The organism is Empedobacter stercoris, from assembly GCF_025244765.1.
Classification (GTDB): Bacteria; Bacteroidota; Bacteroidia; order Flavobacteriales; family Weeksellaceae; genus Empedobacter; species Empedobacter stercoris.
Map to the genome: position 1 here is coordinate 381,350 of NZ_CP104209.1, position 19,533 is coordinate 400,882.

The 19,533-nt window shown below is 29.5% G+C and carries 15 protein-coding genes and 1 pseudogene; 9 read left to right on the forward strand and 7 right to left on the reverse strand.

Features of this window, described 5'->3' with window-relative positions; genetic code table 11:
- Positions 1 to 150 precede the first annotated feature (150 nt).
- Both NZD85_RS01735 and NZD85_RS01740 read left to right on the forward strand, forming a co-directional pair.
- Positions 151 to 804 (forward strand): DUF4145 domain-containing protein, encoded by a 654-nt coding sequence (locus NZD85_RS01735; protein WP_260543023.1) that lies wholly within the window; start codon positions 151 to 153, stop codon positions 802 to 804.
- Between the two features lie 7 nt (positions 805 to 811).
- Entirely contained in the window at positions 812 to 2,977 is a 2,166-nt protein-coding gene (locus NZD85_RS01740; RefSeq protein ID WP_260543025.1) for an ATP-binding protein, read from the forward strand.
- A 311-nt stretch (positions 2,978 to 3,288) separates the two neighbouring features.
- On the opposite strand, the gene NZD85_RS01745 is transcribed toward NZD85_RS01740, so the two are convergent.
- A complete protein-coding gene (locus NZD85_RS01745) occupies positions 3,289 to 3,546 on the reverse strand; it encodes a helix-turn-helix domain-containing protein (RefSeq protein ID WP_260543027.1) in 258 nt (85 codons plus the stop codon).
- Between the two features lie 2,929 nt (positions 3,547 to 6,475).
- Here NZD85_RS01745 and NZD85_RS01750 point away from each other — a divergent pair.
- The 5 genes from NZD85_RS01750 (at position 6,476) to NZD85_RS01770 (ending at position 9,747) form a co-directional block, all read left to right on the forward strand.
- A complete protein-coding gene (locus NZD85_RS01750) occupies positions 6,476 to 6,991 on the forward strand; it encodes a hypothetical protein (RefSeq protein ID WP_260543029.1) in 516 nt (171 codons plus the stop codon).
- 37 nt (positions 6,992 to 7,028) lie between these two features.
- Positions 7,029 to 7,796, forward strand: coding sequence for a hypothetical protein (locus NZD85_RS01755; protein ID WP_260543031.1), 768 nt, complete (start codon positions 7,029 to 7,031; stop codon positions 7,794 to 7,796).
- 269 nt (positions 7,797 to 8,065) lie between these two features.
- Positions 8,066 to 8,698: a hypothetical protein gene (locus NZD85_RS01760; protein ID WP_260543032.1), complete on the forward strand. Its 633-nt coding sequence runs from the start codon at positions 8,066 to 8,068 to the stop codon at positions 8,696 to 8,698.
- Positions 8,699 to 8,961: 263 nt separating this feature from the next.
- Positions 8,962 to 9,486 (forward strand): hypothetical protein, encoded by a 525-nt coding sequence (locus NZD85_RS01765; RefSeq protein WP_260543034.1) that lies wholly within the window; start codon positions 8,962 to 8,964, stop codon positions 9,484 to 9,486.
- A 15-nt stretch (positions 9,487 to 9,501) separates the two neighbouring features.
- On the forward strand, positions 9,502 to 9,747 hold the full coding sequence (locus tag NZD85_RS01770; protein WP_260543035.1) for a hypothetical protein: 246 nt from the start codon (positions 9,502 to 9,504) through the stop codon (positions 9,745 to 9,747).
- Positions 9,748 to 10,165: 418 nt separating this feature from the next.
- On the opposite strand, the gene NZD85_RS01775 is transcribed toward NZD85_RS01770, so the two are convergent.
- Complete coding sequence (locus NZD85_RS01775) at positions 10,166 to 11,053, reverse strand: IS3 family transposase (protein ID WP_260543037.1); 888 nt, start codon at positions 11,051 to 11,053, stop codon at positions 10,166 to 10,168.
- 23 nt (positions 11,054 to 11,076) lie between these two features.
- Positions 11,077 to 11,343, reverse strand: a complete 267-nt coding sequence (locus NZD85_RS01780) for a transposase (RefSeq protein WP_038336637.1) — start codon at positions 11,341 to 11,343, stop codon at positions 11,077 to 11,079.
- A 167-nt stretch (positions 11,344 to 11,510) separates the two neighbouring features.
- Between NZD85_RS01780 and NZD85_RS01785 the strand changes: the two genes are divergently transcribed.
- Positions 11,511 to 11,732, forward strand: coding sequence for a type I restriction endonuclease (locus tag NZD85_RS01785; protein ID WP_396127091.1), 222 nt, complete (start codon positions 11,511 to 11,513; stop codon positions 11,730 to 11,732).
- Here NZD85_RS01785 and NZD85_RS01790 read toward each other — a convergent pair.
- A pseudogene (locus NZD85_RS01790) lies at positions 11,708 to 12,139 on the reverse strand (transposase); the annotation flags it as partial. The gene NZD85_RS01785 and the pseudogene NZD85_RS01790 overlap by 25 nt on opposite strands.
- Before the next feature lie 240 nt (positions 12,140 to 12,379).
- On the opposite strand from NZD85_RS01790, the gene NZD85_RS01795 reads away from it, so the two are divergent.
- Entirely contained in the window at positions 12,380 to 13,324 is a 945-nt protein-coding gene (locus NZD85_RS01795; protein WP_260543041.1) for a M20/M25/M40 family metallo-hydrolase, read from the forward strand.
- Between the two features lie 55 nt (positions 13,325 to 13,379).
- Here the strand turns inward: NZD85_RS01795 and NZD85_RS01800 are convergent, their stop codons facing one another.
- The 3 genes from NZD85_RS01800 to NZD85_RS01810 all read right to left on the reverse strand — a co-directional run bounded on the left by NZD85_RS01800 (position 13,380) and on the right by NZD85_RS01810 (position 19,251).
- Positions 13,380 to 14,516 (reverse strand): efflux RND transporter periplasmic adaptor subunit, encoded by a 1,137-nt coding sequence (locus NZD85_RS01800; protein ID WP_188320067.1) that lies wholly within the window; start codon positions 14,514 to 14,516, stop codon positions 13,380 to 13,382.
- Between the two features lies 1 nt (position 14,517).
- Positions 14,518 to 18,846, reverse strand: a complete 4,329-nt coding sequence (locus NZD85_RS01805) for a CusA/CzcA family heavy metal efflux RND transporter (protein WP_260543043.1) — start codon at positions 18,844 to 18,846, stop codon at positions 14,518 to 14,520.
- 99 nt (positions 18,847 to 18,945) lie between these two features.
- The gene (locus tag NZD85_RS01810; RefSeq protein WP_221411946.1) at positions 18,946 to 19,251 is read right to left on the reverse strand and encodes a hypothetical protein; all 306 of its coding nucleotides are present in this window, start codon (positions 19,249 to 19,251) and stop codon (positions 18,946 to 18,948) included.
- Positions 19,252 to 19,533: the final 282 nt, after the last annotated feature.

A 19,533-nucleotide genomic window follows, 5' to 3' on the forward strand; every position in this document is an offset into this window, starting at 1 on the left:
TCCAATTTTATAAATACAAAATAGTATAAATAATAACCTCTTTAAAAGCAATTTTAGAGAGGTTTTTGTTTTACGTGAAACAGTAATTTGTTGCAAGAATGTTTTTCTATATTTAACTTTAAAACAAGTTATAAACGTAAATATTATTAAATGATTTGTCCACATTGTTCAACAGTTGTTAAATTTCATTGGAATGTTACTTCACCACACGAAATAGATAAAGTAAAAAAAGCAGGAATTGAAATATTTTATTCAGAATGTCCAAATTGTAATAAACTAGTAGTTGGTTTACAAAAAGGAGATTTAAAATCAAGTGAATATAATGGTTTACATATACAAGATAAAACTGAATGGCAAAAGATAATTTATCCTAAGCAAAACAATTTTCAAAATTCAATTGATATCCCTACAAAATATTTAGAAGATTATGAGGAAGCTATTAAAGTGCTTTCTCCAAGCCCAAAAGCTTCAGCAGCTTTAAGTAGAAGGTTGTTACAGTGTATCTTGCGAGAAGAGTTTGATATTAAGGAAAATAGTTTAGTAAAAGAAATTGAGATATTTAATACTTTAAGTGGTGTTCCTTCGCATTTAACAAATGCCGTTGATGCTGTTAGAATAATTGGTAATATAGCTGCACATCCGAATAAAGATAAAAATACTGGAGAAATAGGGGAAGCTGAATGGTTAATTGAAGTAATAGAAGCTTTATTTGATTTTGTATTTATACAACCAAGTAAATTAGAATTAAGAAAACAAGAATTAAATCTCAAGTTAGAAAAAATTGGTAAACCTAAAATGAAATAAAAAAATTATGAAAAAACTTTCTATCGATTTGGAAAATTGTTTTGGGATTGGAAAATTTCAATATGATTTTGATTTTTCTAAATTAAACACATTTCTTCTTTATGCTCCAAATGGAACAATGAAAACATCTTTTGCTAAAACTTTTGATTTAATTTCAAAAAATGACAAGAAAAATCTACCAAAAGATTTAGTGTATGGTAAAGATTCTAAATATAATATTATAACAGATAATATAGATATAGATCCAGAACAAATCTTAGTAATAAATGCAGAGGATACCTCATTTGATGCTTCTAATAAAGTAACATCTTTTATTGCAAGTAAAGATTTAAAAGAACAATATGATAAAATCTATGTAGAATTAAACTACGAAAAAGATGAGATTTTAAAAAAACTAAAAAATATTTCTTCAAGTTCAGATTGTGAAAGTGAATATATTGCAACTTTTAGTGAAAATAATTCAAATAATTTTTTTGAAATACTCTCAAATAATGTAGAAAATTTAAAAGATGAATTTGATAAAGTTCCTTTTAAATATAATCATGTATTTGATACAAAAGGAAAAGTAAAGGAATTTATTAATAAAAATGAACCATTACTAGATGATTATATAGATAATTATAACAATATTATTTCTTCATCAAAATTATTTAAAATTTCAAATAATACTTTTGGGACACAACAAGTAAATGATATATTAAAATCAATAGAAGACAATGCTTTTTTTGATGCGGGGCATAAATTTATTTTAGAAGATGGAACAGAAATTAAAACTAGCGATGAATTAAAACAATTAGTAAAAGAGGAAGTAGATAAAATACTTTCTGATAAAAAACTGAAAGCATCTTTCGATAAAGTTGATAGAGCAATTGGAGCTAATGTTGAGCTTAGAACATTTAAAAAGATAATTGAAGAGAATAATACATTATTATTAGAATTAAAAAATTATGAAGAATATAAAAAGAAAGTTTGGAATAATTTTTTATCCGAAATCAAAGATGATGTAATAGGGCTAAATTTATTATACAAAGAAAAAAAACCTCTATTAGAAGCTATTTTAAAAGAAACTGATAAAGAAATTAAATTATGGAAAGAAATTACTAAGAAATTTAATGATAGATTTTATGTTCCTTTTGAAGTTAATATAGCGAATAAGCGAGATGTTTTACTAAAACAAGAAACGGCTAATTTGCAATTCATTTACAGAGATAAAAAACAAGGTGATATTTTGCAAAGCAAAGAGAATCTTTTAAAAGTACTTAGTAAAGGAGAACAAAGAGCTTATTTCATATTGCAATTCTTATTCGAAATTGAATCTAGAAAGTTAGAGGATAATTTTACTTTATTAATTTTTGATGATATCGCAGATTCTTTTGATTACAAAAATAAATATGCGATTATTGAATATATTAAAGAATTACATGAATCTGAAAAATTTAAATCAATAATTTTAACTCATAATTTCGATTTTTATAGAACAATAGCATCAAGATTAGATTTATTTAAAAATTGCTTTATTGTTACAAAAAATGATGAGAAAGAAATTTCATTAAGGACAAGTAATTACACTAAAGTTATTTTTCAAGAGCTCTTAAAAGAAATTAATAATCCTAAAGTTTTTATCAGCTTGATACCTTTTGTTCGAAACATTATTGAATATACTGATTCTAATAAATGTGATGATGCTGTAACTCTTACAAGATGTTTACATGTGAAAGAATTATCACAAAATATTATTATTGATGACATTATTGAGATTTATAAAAATAGATTAATAAAACTTTCAGATAGAGATTTTGATATAGAGGGTAGTGTAAAAGTACATGAATATATTTTTGAAATTGCAGATAAAATTGTTTCAGAAGAGAATATTGATGAAATTATACTTGAAAATAAAATTGTATTATCAATAGCATGTAGATTGAAAGCAGAATTGTATATGATCAATAAATTACCATCAATTAATAGAGATAAATTAAATTCTAACCAGACAAGAGAGCTGTCTAAAAAATATCTAATTGAATATCCAAATAGTTCAAAAAAAGAACTCATTGATAAAATTAATTTAATGACACCCGAAAATATACATCTAAATTCATTTATGTATGAACCTTTAATAGATATGTCTGTTTATCATTTAAAAGACTTATATAATAGTATTAAAGTTATTTAGTAAATTATAGATATTTTAATATAGATTTAAGTAATATATTTATATTTGCAATACAATATGTAAAATCATGTCAGATTTATAATTAAAGTTTATTAATTTAAATTTTAGAACATGAGAACATGTATTGTATGTGCTGGCTTGAAACCAGTATTTGTTAGAGCTTATACTAGAATCCGTTATGGAAGATTAGAATATGTAACTCAACATTGCAGGTCATATCCTGGTCAGCTAACATTATTTTAGAAGCTAAGTACAACTTAGCTTCTTTTTAAAACTTGTATCTAGATTAAAATAAATATCAAAAAAAGCTCTTATCCAAGAGCTTTTTTGTTAAAGAAATGTTTTGGGTAAAAGTACTTTTTACCGAGCTTAAAACAAGGAATCGTCTTGTTTCTCCTCATGCGATACAACGTTTTGTCACTAACGTTAAGTAGCCTTTGCACATCTGCACTGTCGTAGAATCCGTGATCTTTGTCCGTGGGTTGTATATTCGTAATTAATTCTACTAAAAGAAGTTTTAACTCGTTGCTATCCTTCTCTTTTTGTGTAAAAAAGTAAGTGTTTTGCATACGTTTTAATTTGCTTAATTTCAGTAAGATACGTATTTTAGTTAAATAAAACAAATCATAAGAGGAAGTAGGGATAGAGGGATTTTTTTGTAATTCTTCTTTTCATTTTTTGCTCATCCAAAAAACGAAACAAAAAAAGATGCCGACAGTAGTCTCTCTATGATTCAACTAACTAAATTATTTCCATAAAGTTGGCAACTCGCTTTGCTCAAACACTCCAACTTTTTTTATTCCAATAATTTAGAGTTGAATCGCATTTCGATTCTAAATTGTCGGATTTTTAATTCCTTTTTTAATAACGGATTTTAGAGTCGACATACGATTTGCAGACGAGTTTCAATCCATTGAAACAAGCGTAAAAAAGATTAGTGAGCGATAGCGAATCATTTAATCTTTTTAGTGCGTGAGATGGTAATTGAACGTCGAAAATCGCCGTCTTGACTTTTTTGGTTCGTTTTTGTGTCAAGACAAAAATGAACATATAATTATTAATCAACTTGTAACAATTTTTACCTAAACTCCACAGGAGCTTCTCCTTTTAATTTCAAATTCTTAATCTCAAATGTTTTTTCATCAAGGAAAAAATGAATGTAAAATTCTTTCTATCACTTTTTTATTCATAGCTTATCTATTTTAATTACCGGTATTCATATGCCCTTCGGGGAAGAGAGCAAAAAACGAAACAAAAAACGCTTGGCCGTAAACCTCTCTACTAAAAATGTTCTCATTCCACTAAAGATTTTACAAACCCTACGGGCTAAAACCTTTTTAACGCTTCACTCAAACATTTTCTTAACGTGAGAGTTTTAATGCCGGTTTTTCATTCTTTTTCAATACTCAAATTCGTTGTCATTTTTAAAAATGGATTTTGTAATTCTGGGCTTGTCTCAGAATCGCATCCAATATGTCATTTCGAGGTATCGAGAAATCTTTTGTCACTTTTTTTATTCATTACATATCTATTTTTATTGTCGGTATTCATGTGCCCTTCGGGGAACAGTCAAAAAAACTAACGAAAAAAGACTTGTCTTTGATTTTCGACGGTCAAAATAAGTTTCAGCCATTGAATGTTTTAAATCATTTGCTACGCAAACAGTAAAACATTTTAACCATTTACTTCAACTTTTTGACACTCGCCTCCAAATCATATGACATTTTTCTAATCCTTTTTTCAATACTCAAATACACTTTTTACAACGAATTCAAAACCGTCATTGCTGAAAAGTCGAGTGTCAATTCGGCGTAAAGAGCGTTAAAAATGATTTACTGTTCGCATTTCACATGCGAATGATTTAAAGCATTTAGCGAATAGCCGTTATTGACCGACTTGTAAGCACAGACTTGATTTTTTGATTACTTTTTGATTAAGCAAAAAGCAATAAATAGAGAACTTCTTATTATCGCAAATTCCATTTAGAATTTCATCTCTATTATCACGCGCGCGCACCTGTTAATCCTATATTCCTCCTAAAAATATCCCCCTCCAACAGTTTTAAAAAATACATTAATAAATGAAAACTAAAATTTAACACTAATTACTTTATGAAGATCATTTACTTTCTTATTGTGTTGTCTTCGAGGGATAGATGTGAGTCTGTTTACTCTTTCATAATTTTACATAAGTTTGTTTAATTCAACATTAGTTTTAAAAGCCACTCCTTTTCCTGTACATCGCGCCAACTTTGTTTTTGGGAAAGGGGTTTTTATTACGTTTGACGTGATACGCTTAACGCTTTTTTTCTTATTAATAATCAAATTCATTTTTATCAACAAATTTTGTCATTCTGGGCTTGTCTCAGAATCTCTTCTCGTTGGTATTCTTAGCTTGTTGAAAAATCTCTCCCTTTCATTTTTTTATTCATAGCTTATCTATTTTAATTATCGGTATTCATATGCCCTTCGGGGAAGCTCATCCAAAAAAACGAAACAAAAAAAGATGCCGACAGTAGTCTCTCAATGATTCAACTAAATAAATTATTTCCATAAAGTTGGCAACTCGCTCCACTCAAACACTCCAACTTTTTTATTCCAATAATTTAGAGTTGAATTACATTTCGATTCTAAATCGTCGGATTTTTAATTCCCGTTTCTATACTCAAATCCACTTTTAAACAACAGATTTTGTCATTCTTAGCCTGTCGAAGAATCTCGTTCTTAATCTCGTTCTTAATCTCGTTCTTAATCTTAAATACATACTACATTGTACTTTTTACATAGTACAACTCTAAAATCTCAATTCTCATATCTAACATCTACTTTGTACTTAATACATAATACATTGTACTTTTTACATAGTACAACTCTAAAATCTCAATTCTCATATCTAACATCTAATCTGTACTTTTTACATAATACAACAAACAAAAAAGGTAGCAGAGCCCAATAAATTTGGAAAATGATATGAAAGGCATTACATTTAATGTGCGAAAAAAAGAGTATAACCTTGCAGTCAAAGTCTCATTACTGAGGCTCTGATAGAGAGCATGTAAAGAAAGGATAGCCCTTTGCTTTACGTTCCGTTAAATGTTATTAAAACGGAGTATTGTTCTTTAAAAGAATGGAAAAAACAAACAGACTTTGTCTGGTGGTTTTTTACGGATGAATGGTAATTGTTTCGTTCTCATTTTGTGTTGGGTTTTATTGAACGAGTCGAGATATGAAGAGGGGCGATTTCCTATCTTCAATTTAAATCGAGGTACGGCTAAGAACCTTTGACGAAATATCCGATAGAGAAAACCACCCCATAGAATGCAAATATACAAAATATGAGGTAGCGACAACCCTATTGGTCTTGCGTCATCTTAAATTAGCCGTTTTCGATAACAAGACTCGAGTTTAATAACTGTCGCTTAATTAATTATAGTCAAATATAGATAAATATTTTGTTACATGCAAATTTATATCTAATTAATTTAAAATAACATTAAAATTGAGTAGTAATAATAGAAAAGATAGATTAGTTTCACCTGTTTATAGAGAAAAGTTAGGTAAGTCTTTATTAAATAAGCGTATAGAATTAAACTATACTAGAAAAGATATTTCTATATTAACAACTATAACAGAAAACACAATTAATAGTATTGAAAAAGGTATAACTACCAATATAGATTATTACGTTGAATATGCAAAAGCTGTTCAGTACCCATTAGAAACATTATTAGACTTTAAAATTCCTCTTAAACCTCTCAATGAATTACCTAAAGATAGAATAGAATCTTTAAAATTGACATCAAAAATTAGAGAGCATATAGTAAATACAAACTTTCTTAATAAAGGTAAAACTGTTGCTGAAATAAAAGAGGAGTTAGTTCGGTTGAAATTAGTACCAAAAGATATAACTTCTGTTGCTATCGCTGGTGTTATGAGGAACTTAAAAAACGATGAGTTGGTCAGTTCAGAAGAAACAACTGGTAGAAAGGCTATTTATATAAAGCCTAAGAACTAATTTTAATACTATAATGAGTTTTAGAAAGTTTAAGTATATGCAATACATATTTTTCATTTTTTTATATATATTATCATTTAATGTTAAAGCTCAAAATATTTACAGTGCAATTCATTACAATGATAAATTCGATGTTAGATCTTCAAAAGGAATAAAGAAAATTGAAGAAATAACAATATTTTATAATTCAAATAGCTCTGAAAAGAAGAGAGATATTTATCACCTTAATCAGTATTTTTATATTATAAAACAAGAAGGTTTTGATTCTGAAAATAATTTGAAGTACAGATCTACAATTAAATATAAAAATGATAGTATTAAACTAAGTATTAATTCTGAAAAGAATATACCAATTTATGGAAATGAAAGAAGTTTGGTACTTTATGAATATGATATTAAAAATTACCTCGTAAAAATTACTAAAAAGGATAATTATAACAAAATTTTTGAAATAATAACTTTAGAAAATGATTCAATCGGTAATCCAATAATGTTAGTAATTAATAATGGAGAGTATGGTTATGAAAAAGCAATATATGATTATAAATCAAACACTTATTCTACGGCAGTTTTCAATACTAATAATGAATTAATTGTTTCCAATAAAGATATTAAATTAGATTTCAATATCCCTGATAAAAGATATACATATAATGAACAAAATGACTTAGTTAAAGATAATAAATACATATTCGAATACAAATATGATAAATATGGAAACTGGACTAAGAAAGTTCGCTACAAATTACTAAATGATAAAAAAATAAGAGATGCAGAATTCTCTAGAAAAATTACATATTTATAAAACAAAAGGATTATTGCAAAATTACTAAGAGTTAGTATTTATGATTTAATAGAACCAACTAATTGGAAAAACGAAAAATCTGATACTTATGAGGAGTTTGTAAAAAAAGTAAAGGACATTAAGTAATTAAAAACGTTTAGTTTAAAAACAATATACTAAATTAGTTTCAGAAAGAGCAATTTGCTTGAACGGATGAACTTGAACTTCGTTCAATTTTCTAACCGTTCTTCGCAAATACTTAGTCATTAACAGAAATTTTAAACAACAGAATGCCAATAAAAGAAATTGTAACAATTCTACTATCAGTTACAACAATAACTGGTCTAATTCTTTGGTTTGTAAAAGAATTTATTAAAAAATTACTTGATGCCGATTCTGATAGATTAAAAAATAAACTTATTCGAGAAAATCAAAAATATACCAAGTTACAAAATGAACAATTTGAAACTTTAAAATTAATTTATTCCAATCTAACTAAAACTGAAGAATTGATAAATGAATTTTATCACATTGTAAAAGACGATATTGAATTTTCTAAAGATCATAAAGAACGAGTTGTAATACCTTTGACAAATTTAATTTTTCAAACACAAAGACATTTTAAAGAAAATAGAATATTTATTCCTAAAACTTTAGTTCCAAAAATTGAAAATGTGATAGATAAATTGTTTTATTGTCATACTAAATCTTCTTTAGCTCTAATTATTAAATCTGATGAACATTTTGATGATAATGGAAATTATCTAGGTATAGTTAGCAAGAAACTTCACGAAATATCCTCAGAAAGAGTAAATGAATTCAATGAAATCCTTGTGTTAATTGAAACTACTAAAGATGAAGAATTACCGTCTTTAATCGAAGAAACGGAAAATGAGTTTAGAAAAATATTCGGCTCAAAATAAAAACGTCAGCTAATAACTAAGCTTTCATTTTGCCCGGAGGGCATGAGATATATTGAAATCACTGAACACAAATAACAATAAATATACAACCTCTTTAAAAGTGATTTTAAGGAGGTTTTTTGTAATTACGTGAAACCGTAATTTATTGTTAAATGGTTGTTGTATGTTTGGAATAATATAACGAAATTTAGATATAGTGTTTAAAACTATATTTTAGTTCATTAAAAATAATATAATTTGTAATTTTTATAAAAATAGTTAATTTGAAAAAAAATTCTATTGACACAATTATAGATAGATTAAAATTTAATTTATCTAAGGTAGAGGGGTTTAATAAATTATTTGAAAATCAACTCGGTGAAGATTTTTATCATTACATAATTAAAGTACAATTCGAACTTAAATCTTTTGAATCTCTTTTCTTGCAATACTATATTCCTGCATCTCGAAAATCAATTGTTGATTTTAAAAGAGAGTTGAAATTTTCTAAGTATAAGAATGAATTTAATCTTAGCAACGAAGAATTAAAAGAAAATTACTACGAAACAATAAGATTAGGCTACGTCGGTATTAGTCACAAATTTGAGAGCTATATTAAAAACTTAATCAAACTAACAGATGAATTTTCAAAACTAACAGATTTTGATAATAATCTTTTGCCAATTGTAAATTTTACTAAAAAACATTTTAATAGAGATCTTAATAAAATTTCAGATTTAAATTCTACTTCAAAAAAAATTAATTGGATATGCAATTGTGTAAAACATTACGATGGTTTACCAGTTTAAGAACCTGTACATTATTTGTTTCAAAGTAAAGATAAATCCAAAAAAATTCAAATTGAAAGTTCTGAATTTAAAGAAGATATTAACTCACTCAGAGAGAATTTTTTATTTTTTATACAATTATTTTTTTTAATCTCAATGTACCAAACTTTTATGCAAGCTGATGAAAATATACTTAAACAATTAAAAAAAGGCTTTAGTATTGAACAACTTGAACTTACAAGAAGTAATATTAAAAAGGCTATTGAAAAATTATTAAGTTAAAAACTACATATAGCTTTTGTAAATGATCATAAGTTGATTTTTCTGGAAAAAGGTTATAAACTTCATTAAGTGTTTTTAATCTAGGTTCTTTATTTTTTTTAAATCCGTAAATTGTTGTGAGATGATTTTTGTATTTAATTATTCTTTTTTATATTAATTAATATAAGTGTAGTTGTGTATTATATCATTACTAATAGTGCTTATTTTATGTATATTTGGAGAAGACAATCTGTTAAATTTCGAATTATTTATGACCAAAGAACAACATATTGAAGATGATTTAATTAAGCAATTAATTGAACAAAAATACAGTTATCGTCTAGATATTCGTAATCGTGAAAGTTTAGAGAAAAACTTTAAAGAAAAGTTTGAAGCACTTAATTGCGTGAAGTTAAGTGATAGTGTAATCTTCCCCTTGTTAAGAACACTTAAAAGTAGAGTTTTTATTTAATATTATTGTATTATTATTTTGATTAATTTGAAATGTTGGAAAATCATTAGGATTTTTGACCTTACCATATTTCAATAAAAAGTTTCTAGGAGAAAGATATTGCAAAGAACTATGTGGTCTTTCATTGTTATACATCCACATCCAAATTTCTGTATAATTTTTCATTTCTTTGATATTTTCAAATAAATAAGCATTTAAAAAATCTGTTCTAAAAGTTCTATTAAATCTTTCAATCAACGAGTTTTGCGTAGGTTTCCCAGGTTGAATATAATATAATTCAATGGCTTTTTTTTGACAAAATAGTTTTAGTTTTTCAGCAATAAATTCTGGACCATTATCTACTCTAATTTTCTCAGGTTTCCCTCGCCATTCGATTAGTTTTTCTAGTTCAGAAATTACTTTAGCTGAAGGTAAGCTTGTGTCGATACAAATACTCAAAATTTCTCGATTAAAATCGTCTATAATATTCAAACTTCTCACGCTTTTTCCGTTTTCTAAACTATCATGCATAAAATCCATACTCCACGTTACATTTGGATAAATCGGACGTAAAAGCGGCTCTTTAATCCTTGCAGGAAGTCTTTTTTTACGTTTATTACGTAGGTTAAGTTTCATCGAAGTATAAATTCGATAAACTCGTTTATGGTTCCAAGTAAAGCCTAAATTTCGTAAACGATAATGCATCATCCAAAAGCCCCAAGTTTGATGCTCGTTGGATAGTGCTATCAATTGAAAACGTATTTTATCATCCTCATCTTTACGTACTTTTTGATAATAAAAAACGGATGTTCTTAAGTTAAATAGACGACAAGCCCTGCGGGAACTTAGTTGATGTTTTGCTTTTGAATACAACACCAATTCTCGTTTTTCACAAGGCGTTATAGCTTTTTTTCGATAACATCTTTTAAAACTACGTTTTCTAAAGTAAGCTCTGCTACAATTTTTTTATATTGAGACAATTGCTTCTCTAGTTCCTTTAATTGAGCTAATTGATGAGCTTCCATTCCGCCATATTTACTCTTCCATTTATAAAAAGTGGGTTGGCTTATTCCATGTTCACGACAAATTTCATTGACTGTTTTGCCTTGATTTTGTTCAGATAAGATCTTGACGATCTGAACTTCTGTAAAATTGCTTTGTTTCATAATTATCCCTAAGTTAATAAACTATATTTTTAAACGGTCCGGTTTTTAGGGAAGATTACAATAGCGAATTTAATCGTTTAAAGGAAGAAATTATACAGCCTGATGAATTTAAGGCTGCAAAAATTCTACGCAATAGAAATACATTTTATCGTGAAGATGGTACGCCTCTGCAATATACTTTAGTTAATATTAAAGATTGGTGTAGAAACGAGTTTGAAGTCATCAATCAATTGCGCATGAATACTGAAGATAGCAACCATCGTTATGATGTTATATTGCTATTGAATGGATTGCCATTGGTTCAGATTGAATTAAAAACTTTTGAGATAAGTCCTCGTCGAGCTATGCAGCAAATAGTGGACTACAAAAATTTATACAGATTTTTATAGGGCGCGTCAGCTCTGCGATTACTCTTTTTACAGTCCCATATCCATTGATAGATGCATTCTAGAGAAACACCCTGAACGCCCATGCACTTCCATTCTACAGCAATCAATTCTGGACTTAGTTGTTCATTCTTTAACCAATTAGCTGCCTGATTTTTAAGCGACTTTGTGAATTTTACTGCCTTGTTTTTTTGTTTGTGCCTTAAACTTGTTTTTTCTTGCGCCAAATCAGGAATATAGCTACCTGCGTGTAGACCACGCTTGCCAATATTTCTTTGTAATTCACGCGTGATGGTAGATTTATGTACGCCTATTAAATCAGCAATATCTTTTTTGCTTTTTCCTGCGGTCAAAAGTATTCCAATTTGGTATCTTTGTTCCTGGTCGAGTTGTTTATATATTTTTTTCACAAATCAAATTTAGCACTTGGCTAATCATTGGGGGCTAGCCCCAAATGATTTAATTTGAGTTGCACTTATTTGTTGAACTTAGAAAATAATAGTTTAAAACGAAAGTAATTAGTTAAAAATTATTTATAACTCTCATTTATTCGGTAGTGTATAGAGACGAGTTGATGTTAAATTATTATACATTCATTTGAGTTGATTGTTTAAATAAAGGTTTATTTTTGGGAATCGTTAAACTCATATATGAAAAATATAATAGTCCTTCTTTCTTTGATTGTTGCAACTAAATCTTATGCACAAGTTATCGAAGTAAAGAATCTTAAAAAGCACATTTATTATTTAGCCGATGATAAAATGAAAGGTAGAGGAACAGGAAGTGATGAAAATTTGAAAGCTGCAAAGTACATTGCCAAAGAATTCAAAAAATATAAACTACTGCCGTTAGGAGAAGATGGTTATTTTCAGGGATTTGATGCAAAAGTGAGAAAAGTAAAAGTGGTGGATAGTATTCGCTCCGCTAAAAATGTAATTGGTTTTTTAGATAACAAGGCGAAAAAAACGATAGTAATTGGTGCACATTATGATCATTTGGGCGAAGGAAAACAAGGAAGTTCGTTAGCGAAAGACAGTTATGGAATTATTCACAATGGTGCTGATGACAATGCTTCGGGAGTAGCAGGTTTGTTAGAACTTGCGCGAGTGTATAGTAAAAATAAAATTACAGAACCTGTTAATTTTTTATTCATTGCTTTCGGTGCTGAAGAGTTAGGTTTGGTAGGTTCTCGACATTTTGTCAAACATCCGACGTATGATTTAACTAAAATTCATTGGATGTTGAACATGGATATGATTGGTCGTTTGAACAAAGAAACAGGTGTTTCGATTATAGGTTATGGAACTTCGCCAACTTTTGAAACAATTTTCAATGAGATTGATTCCACGAATTATGTCAAATTTTATACAGGATACGAGGGGAGAGGTGGATCGGATCAAACTTCTTTTTACGAAAAAAATATACCTGTTTTGTTTTTTCATACGGGTGGACACGATGATTATCACAAACCAACTGATGACGCAGAAAAAATTGACTATACTTCCTTAAAAGCTATTTTATTGCTTGAAAAAGCTGTAATCGAAGGAAGTTTCAAAATAGAGGAAATGCCTTTTCGAAGTACAGATAAAGAATAGAAAAAAAACGAGCGATATTTATCGCTCGTTTTTTGTAATTAAATTAGTGAAAGTATTATTCTTCTTCACCTTCATTTTTCATCGCATTCAATAGATTATAAGATCCTTTTGCTATATAAACCTTATTTGAGTTTTGAGGCGATTTGATTTCTACCATTTTATTTGATGAGATTCCGATTTCTACAGGAACTAAACGAAATTGATTTTTGTTTTGTCTTTCGAAAACATAATCTTTACCTTCAAATTGAACAATTGCTTCTTCTGGCAACACATTTGCATCCAAAGAGTTTACTTCTAACTCAATATTAAAGTACATATTAGCTGTCAGACGTGTTCCATTTGCATTGGTAATTTTAGCAAAAATATCTACTGTTCCATCTTCATTTACTTGGTTAGAAATAGACGTTATTTTCGCATCCAATTTTTGATCAGGCTTCGTATTGGTATAAGCTTTTAGAGTTTGTCCAATCTGAATATTACCCAAATCTTTTTCAAATACTTTTACGTTCAATAAAGAACGATCTGGATTAATAATTTCTAACATCGCATCAGCAGGTGAAATGTATTGTCCTTTATTTGCAAAAACTTGACTTACCATTCCACTGATTGGTGCATAAACATTGATGGTACGACGAATGTTACTCAATGAAACCGAAGATGGATTGATGTTCATTAATCGTAATTTTTGTTCCAACGAACTTTTTTTCACCATTAACGATTGACGCGTTGCTTTGGCTTGTTGCATCACCTTATCACTTGCGGCTTGCTCAGCATTCAACTCTTTTTGACGAATATAATCTGCATTTGCCTGCTCTAATAAAGCTTTTGTCGTTAAATAGTCTTCTTGCATTTGGATATATTGCGGATCTTCTAAAACGACCAAAACTTGTCCTTTGTTCACATAATTTCCTGGAATAAGGGCAATTTGTTTCACATAACCACCAAATGCATTCGTAATCGAAATTGTATTTTCAGGCGTTACTGCTGTTTTCGCATTCAAACGAATAGTTGTTGGTAAATTTTGATGTTGAAACGAAACGGTATCAATGTCAAAATTCTTTAATTGTGCATCTGTTAATTTCAAAATAGAAGTCGAAACTTCTTCTTTTTGATCTTCTTGCGGTTGTGCTTCTTCTTTGCTACAACTCATAACAACAAGAGCTGTACAAAGCATTAAAATATATTTTTTCATGTTATTCTGCGGTATAATAAGTCATTGCGGCATATGCCTGTTCACGTAAATTTTTAGCTTCTAAAAATGTTGTTTTCACTTCGATGATTTGATTATTTAAAATCACCCAATCCAAAAAGTTTATTTCTCCTTCTAACAATTGACGATTAATCGTTTTTTGTAAATCATTGGATGCTGGAAGTTGAGTTTGTTCATAATCATGGACGATTTCATCATACATATTGACTTGATTTTTTAATACATCATAATCTTGTTGCATTTTAGCTTGTTGCAAGATGTAAGCTTGTTTTGCAAGATTAACCTTAACTTTCGATGCCTCTATAGATGAGTTAATTCCACGATTAAACAAAGGTAGACCAACACCAACTTGAAATGAATTGTATCGATTGTTGTCTAAATCAGAAAAACTTTGATTAGAATAACCTACCGTAAATACAGGAATTTTTTTCGATTTTTCTACCTCAGTTTCTAATGTAGAGGTTTGTATCGTTTCCTCTGCTAATTTTAACAATGGATGAGAATTTGACACAGCAGTACCTGCAATTTGACTCCAATTTACACCATCTTGAGTTGGATAAATTTTAGCTGTAGAATTCGTTAAAAATTGAATTTGTCGTGATGAGTTTTCTAATTCAACATCCATTAACTTGAGTTGATTCTGAATCGATTTTAATTGAATAATTGCTGTTGAAACTTCACTACGATTCGATTCTCCTTTTTTCAGACGTAGATTAGCTTTCTTTAAAAACTCGTCATAAATTGCTTCGTTTTCTTTTAATAAATCCTTTTTAGATTCATTGTTTTGCATGTTAACATACAAATTTGCTAATCGTTGTTTGATCTCAATTTTTGTTAATTTTTCATTTGCTTTCGAAGCATTAATCATTTGTTCGTTTAATGCTTTTTGACGTTTGAAAACGACAGGAAATTGAAAAGATTGTGATACTGAAATGACATTATCAAACTCAGCAGAATTGACTTGTCCAAATTCAGTCGAGATATCCAAAGGAGAAAGTGAACGATTCGCATAGATATTTTTCTCGTGATAAACCGTATTCAATTCAGCTTGTTTCATTTCAAGATTATTCGCATCCGCCAAAGCAACAACTTCATCAAAGCTCATACGGTTTTGTGCTTGAGCAGAAGCTCCAAACATTGTAAAAACAATAACTAAAGCAGCAGGAAGCGCTTTTTTATTTATTCTTTTCTTTTTAAAATGAATATTTTCGAACATAACATATAAGATTGGTAAAACAAATAAAGTTAGGAAAGTAGCACCCATTAAACCTCCAATTACGACTGTTGCTAACGGACGTTGCACTTCGGCACCAGAACCATTACTGATTGCCATTGGTAAAAATCCTAAAGAGGCAACTGTTGCAGTCATTAATACGGGACGAAGACGTGTACGTGTTCCCATAATTACAATTCGAGTCGTATTTTTGATGCCATGATCACGCAAACGATTATATTCTGAAATTAAGACAATTCCATTTAAAACAGAAATCCCAAATAGCGCAATAAAACCTACACCCGCACTAATACTAAAAGGCATATCACGTGCAGCTAAGAATAAAATTCCACCAATAGAGGATAGTGGTATAGCTGTATAAATTAATAAACTTTCTTTAACTGATTTGAATGCAAAGTATAATAATATAAAAATTAGGATTAATGCAATAGGAACGGCGATACCTAAACGCGCTTTGGCATGATTTAAGTTTTCGAAAGCCCCACCGTAGGTTGCATAATAACCTGTAGGAAATTTGATTTTTTCATCAACTTTTTGTTGTAATTCTTGAACAACACTTTCTACATCTCGATCTTTTACATTAAAACCAACAACAATTCGTCGTTTTGCATCTTCTCGTTGAATTTGGTTTGGCGTATTTTTATATTCTACTTTAGCCAATTGATTCAAAGGGATTTGTACTCCAGAAGCAGTAGGTATCAATAGATTTCGAATGTCGTCTATATTGGTACGTTTTTCTTCTGCCAAACGAACAACTAAATCAAAACGTTTTTCACCTTCGAAAACCATTCCTGTGGATTGTCCAGCAAAAGCCATATTGATAATTCGATTTGCTTCACCAACAGTCAATCCATATTGTGCTAATAACCCTCGATCAAACTCGATTACTACCTGTGGAATTCCATTAATTGGTTCGATATACAAATCTTGTGCACCTTCAACCGTATTAATTATTTTTCCTAATTTGGCAGCATTACTCGATAAACTATCCAAGTTTTCACCAAATATTTTTACGACAACATCTTGACGCGCACCAGTCATTAATTCATTGAAACGCATCTGAACAGGGAATTGAAAACCAGTAGAAAGCCCTGGAATATTTTCTAAAGCTTTGCTCATTTTGTCTGATAATTCAGGGAAAGTTGTTGCAGAAGTCCATTCTTTTTTCGGTTTAAGAACAACAATCATATCACCTGTATCCATTGGCATAGGGTCAGTAGGAATTTCACCACTACCAATTTTGGTTACTACCATTTCAACTTCAGGAAATTCATCTTTTAAGATTTTTGCAGCTTTGGTTGTATATTCTTTGGTTGTCGAAAGATTACTTCCAGGTAAAACCCGCGCTTCAACAGCAAAATCGCCTTCTTCTAAAGCTGGAATAAATTCACCACCTAAACGAGACATGACAAAGATTGCAATTGCAAAAAGCGAAAAAACAACAACTAAAATAAGGTTTCGAACGCGTAATGCTTTCATTAAATATTTTTGATGAAAAACTTCAACTTTTGCCATTACACGATCCGAAAGATTTGGTTTTACTTTCTTCTTTTTACTTAAGAATAAACTGGTCATCATTGGAACATAAGTCAACGAAAGAATAAACGCTCCGATTAAAGCAAAAGCCACAGTTTGCGCCATTGGTCTAAACATTTTTCCTTCGATTCCTTGTAATGTGAAGATTGGTAAATAAACAATTAAGATAATAATTTGACCAAAAACCGCTGAATTGACCATTTTTTTAGCAGAAGAACCAACCGTTTGATCCATCTCTGTTTGCGTTAATTTATTCTTCAACCCAAACTTTTTATTATGTGCCAATTGATGCATAGCGGCTTCAACAATAATAACTGCTCCATCGACAATTAATCCGAAGTCTAATGCTCCTAAACTCATTAAATTTCCTCCAACGCCAAAGATGTTCATCATGATTATAGCGAACAACAATGACAAAGGAATGACAGAAGCAACAATGAATCCGGCACGTAAATTTCCTAAGAAGATAACTAAAATAAAAACAACGATTAAAGCACCTTCAAGTAAGTTGGTTTCTACAGTTCGAATAGTATTATCAACCATTTTTTTGCGATCCAAGAAAGGTTCAACTATCACACCTTCAGGTAACGTTTTTTTAATTTCTTCGATACGTTCTTGTACATTTTTGACAACTTCATTACTATTTGCACCTTTCAACATCATAACAACTGCACCAGAAACTTCTCCGGTATCGTTATATGTCATTGCGCCATATCGTGTTGCAAAACCAGTTTTAACATCCGCTACATCTTTCAGTAAAATAGGTGATCCGCTTTGAGAACGTTTCACTAAGATATTTTCGATATCTTCTATTTTACCTATTAAACCTTCAGAACGAATGAACAATGAAGTAGGGCCTTTTTCAATATAAGCTCCTCCTGTATTTTGATTGTTCTCACTTAATGCATCAAACAAATCATTGATGGTTAGGTTAAACGATTGCAATCGTTGTGGATTAATTGCGATTTCATATTGTTTTAGTTTTCCTCCAAAACTACTGACATCAGCTACGCCAGGAACCCCTAAAAGTTGTCGACGTACAATCCAATCTTGAATGGTTCTTAATTCTGTTTCATCATATTGGTCTTCATAACCTTCAGCAGGTCGAACGACATATTGATAAATTTCACCTAAACCTGTAGAAATTGGACCAAGTTGTGGTTCACCAATTCCTTCTGGAATATCGTTCTGAACTTGTAATAGTCGCTCACTAACTTGTTGTCTTGCCCAATAAACATCTGTTTCATCATCAAAAACGATGGTAACTAAAGATAAACCAAAACGAGAAAAACTTCGAATTTCCGAAATTCCACCAATATTAGAATTGGCTTGTTCGATAGGGAAAGTCACCAAACGCTCAATATCTTCTGCACTAAAAGAAGGCGCAACGGTGATAATTTGTACCTGATTCGATGTGATATCAGGCTGTGCATCGATGGGTAATTTTGTTGCGTCGTAAATTCCAAATATCAACAACGCGACAGTAAACAAACCCACGATAAATTTATTCTTGATTGAAAAATCAATAATTTTATTTAACATCGTAAAATTGTATAGATTAAAAATGTGCTATATATAAAATGTAAATAGCTGAAAAATGGATAAATTAAACGATCAATTTATCTTGAAAATCTAAATGTATTACGCTTGTTTTGGCGGTTGCCAAATAGAATCTAAATAATGCGAATAAAGAAAATCTTCGTTAAAAGATTTAATAGAGTTAGTTGATATTTCCTTATCTAAGTGGAGTACATCAAACAAGATAATTGGAGAATAGAAAAAGTCAATATGAACAGTTTCTATTTTTACGAAAGGTAGTTTTTGATCAGTTTCCCAGTCGTCATCCACTTCATGACCTCCGTAATGGTGTACCAAAAAGACTTTCATTTCATGGATAAAATCTCCTCCGGTGTCATGCTCGATGAAATGAGAAATAAGCACAGGCAATTTATATAACTGACAAAATTGAGTAGATGTCGTTATGTACAAAAAAATTAAAATCTTTGTAGCCCATATCTTCATACTACAAAAGTATTGATTTTAAATCTGATATTAACAGTTGTTGTACTATTATTTATCAGTTTTTATATAAAACTGAAAGTTTTTTATCAATACAAATTACGAAGCTTAATCTTTTTTATTGCATAATCTAAAACAGATATGGACATCATTTGGTTCTGAAATCATTGCAAACGTTGAAAATAGTGAGTTTCTATTTTGCTCAATCGG

Bases quoted from the DNA above. Each gene is read 5' to 3' on its own strand.
- NZD85_RS01735 (WP_260543023.1), top strand. From the start codon at position 151: ATGATTTGTCCACATTGTTCAACAGTTGTTAAATTTCATTGGAATGTT.
- NZD85_RS01740 (WP_260543025.1), top strand. From the start codon at position 812: ATGAAAAAACTTTCTATCGATTTGGAAAATTGTTTTGGGATTGGAAAA.
- NZD85_RS01745 (WP_260543027.1), bottom strand. From the start codon at position 3,546: ATGCAAAACACTTACTTTTTTACACAAAAAGAGAAGGATAGCAACGAG.
- NZD85_RS01755 (WP_260543031.1), top strand. From the start codon at position 7,029: ATGCAATACATATTTTTCATTTTTTTATATATATTATCATTTAATGTT.
- NZD85_RS01760 (WP_260543032.1), top strand. From the start codon at position 8,066: ATGCCAATAAAAGAAATTGTAACAATTCTACTATCAGTTACAACAATA.
- NZD85_RS01780 (WP_038336637.1), bottom strand. From the start codon at position 11,343: ATGAAACAAAGCAATTTTACAGAAGTTCAGATCGTCAAGATCTTATCT.
- NZD85_RS01795 (WP_260543041.1), top strand. From the start codon at position 12,380: ATGAAAAATATAATAGTCCTTCTTTCTTTGATTGTTGCAACTAAATCT.
- NZD85_RS01800 (WP_188320067.1), bottom strand. From the start codon at position 14,516: ATGAAAAAATATATTTTAATGCTTTGTACAGCTCTTGTTGTTATGAGT.
- NZD85_RS01805 (WP_260543043.1), bottom strand. From the start codon at position 18,846: ATGTTAAATAAAATTATTGATTTTTCAATCAAGAATAAATTTATCGTG.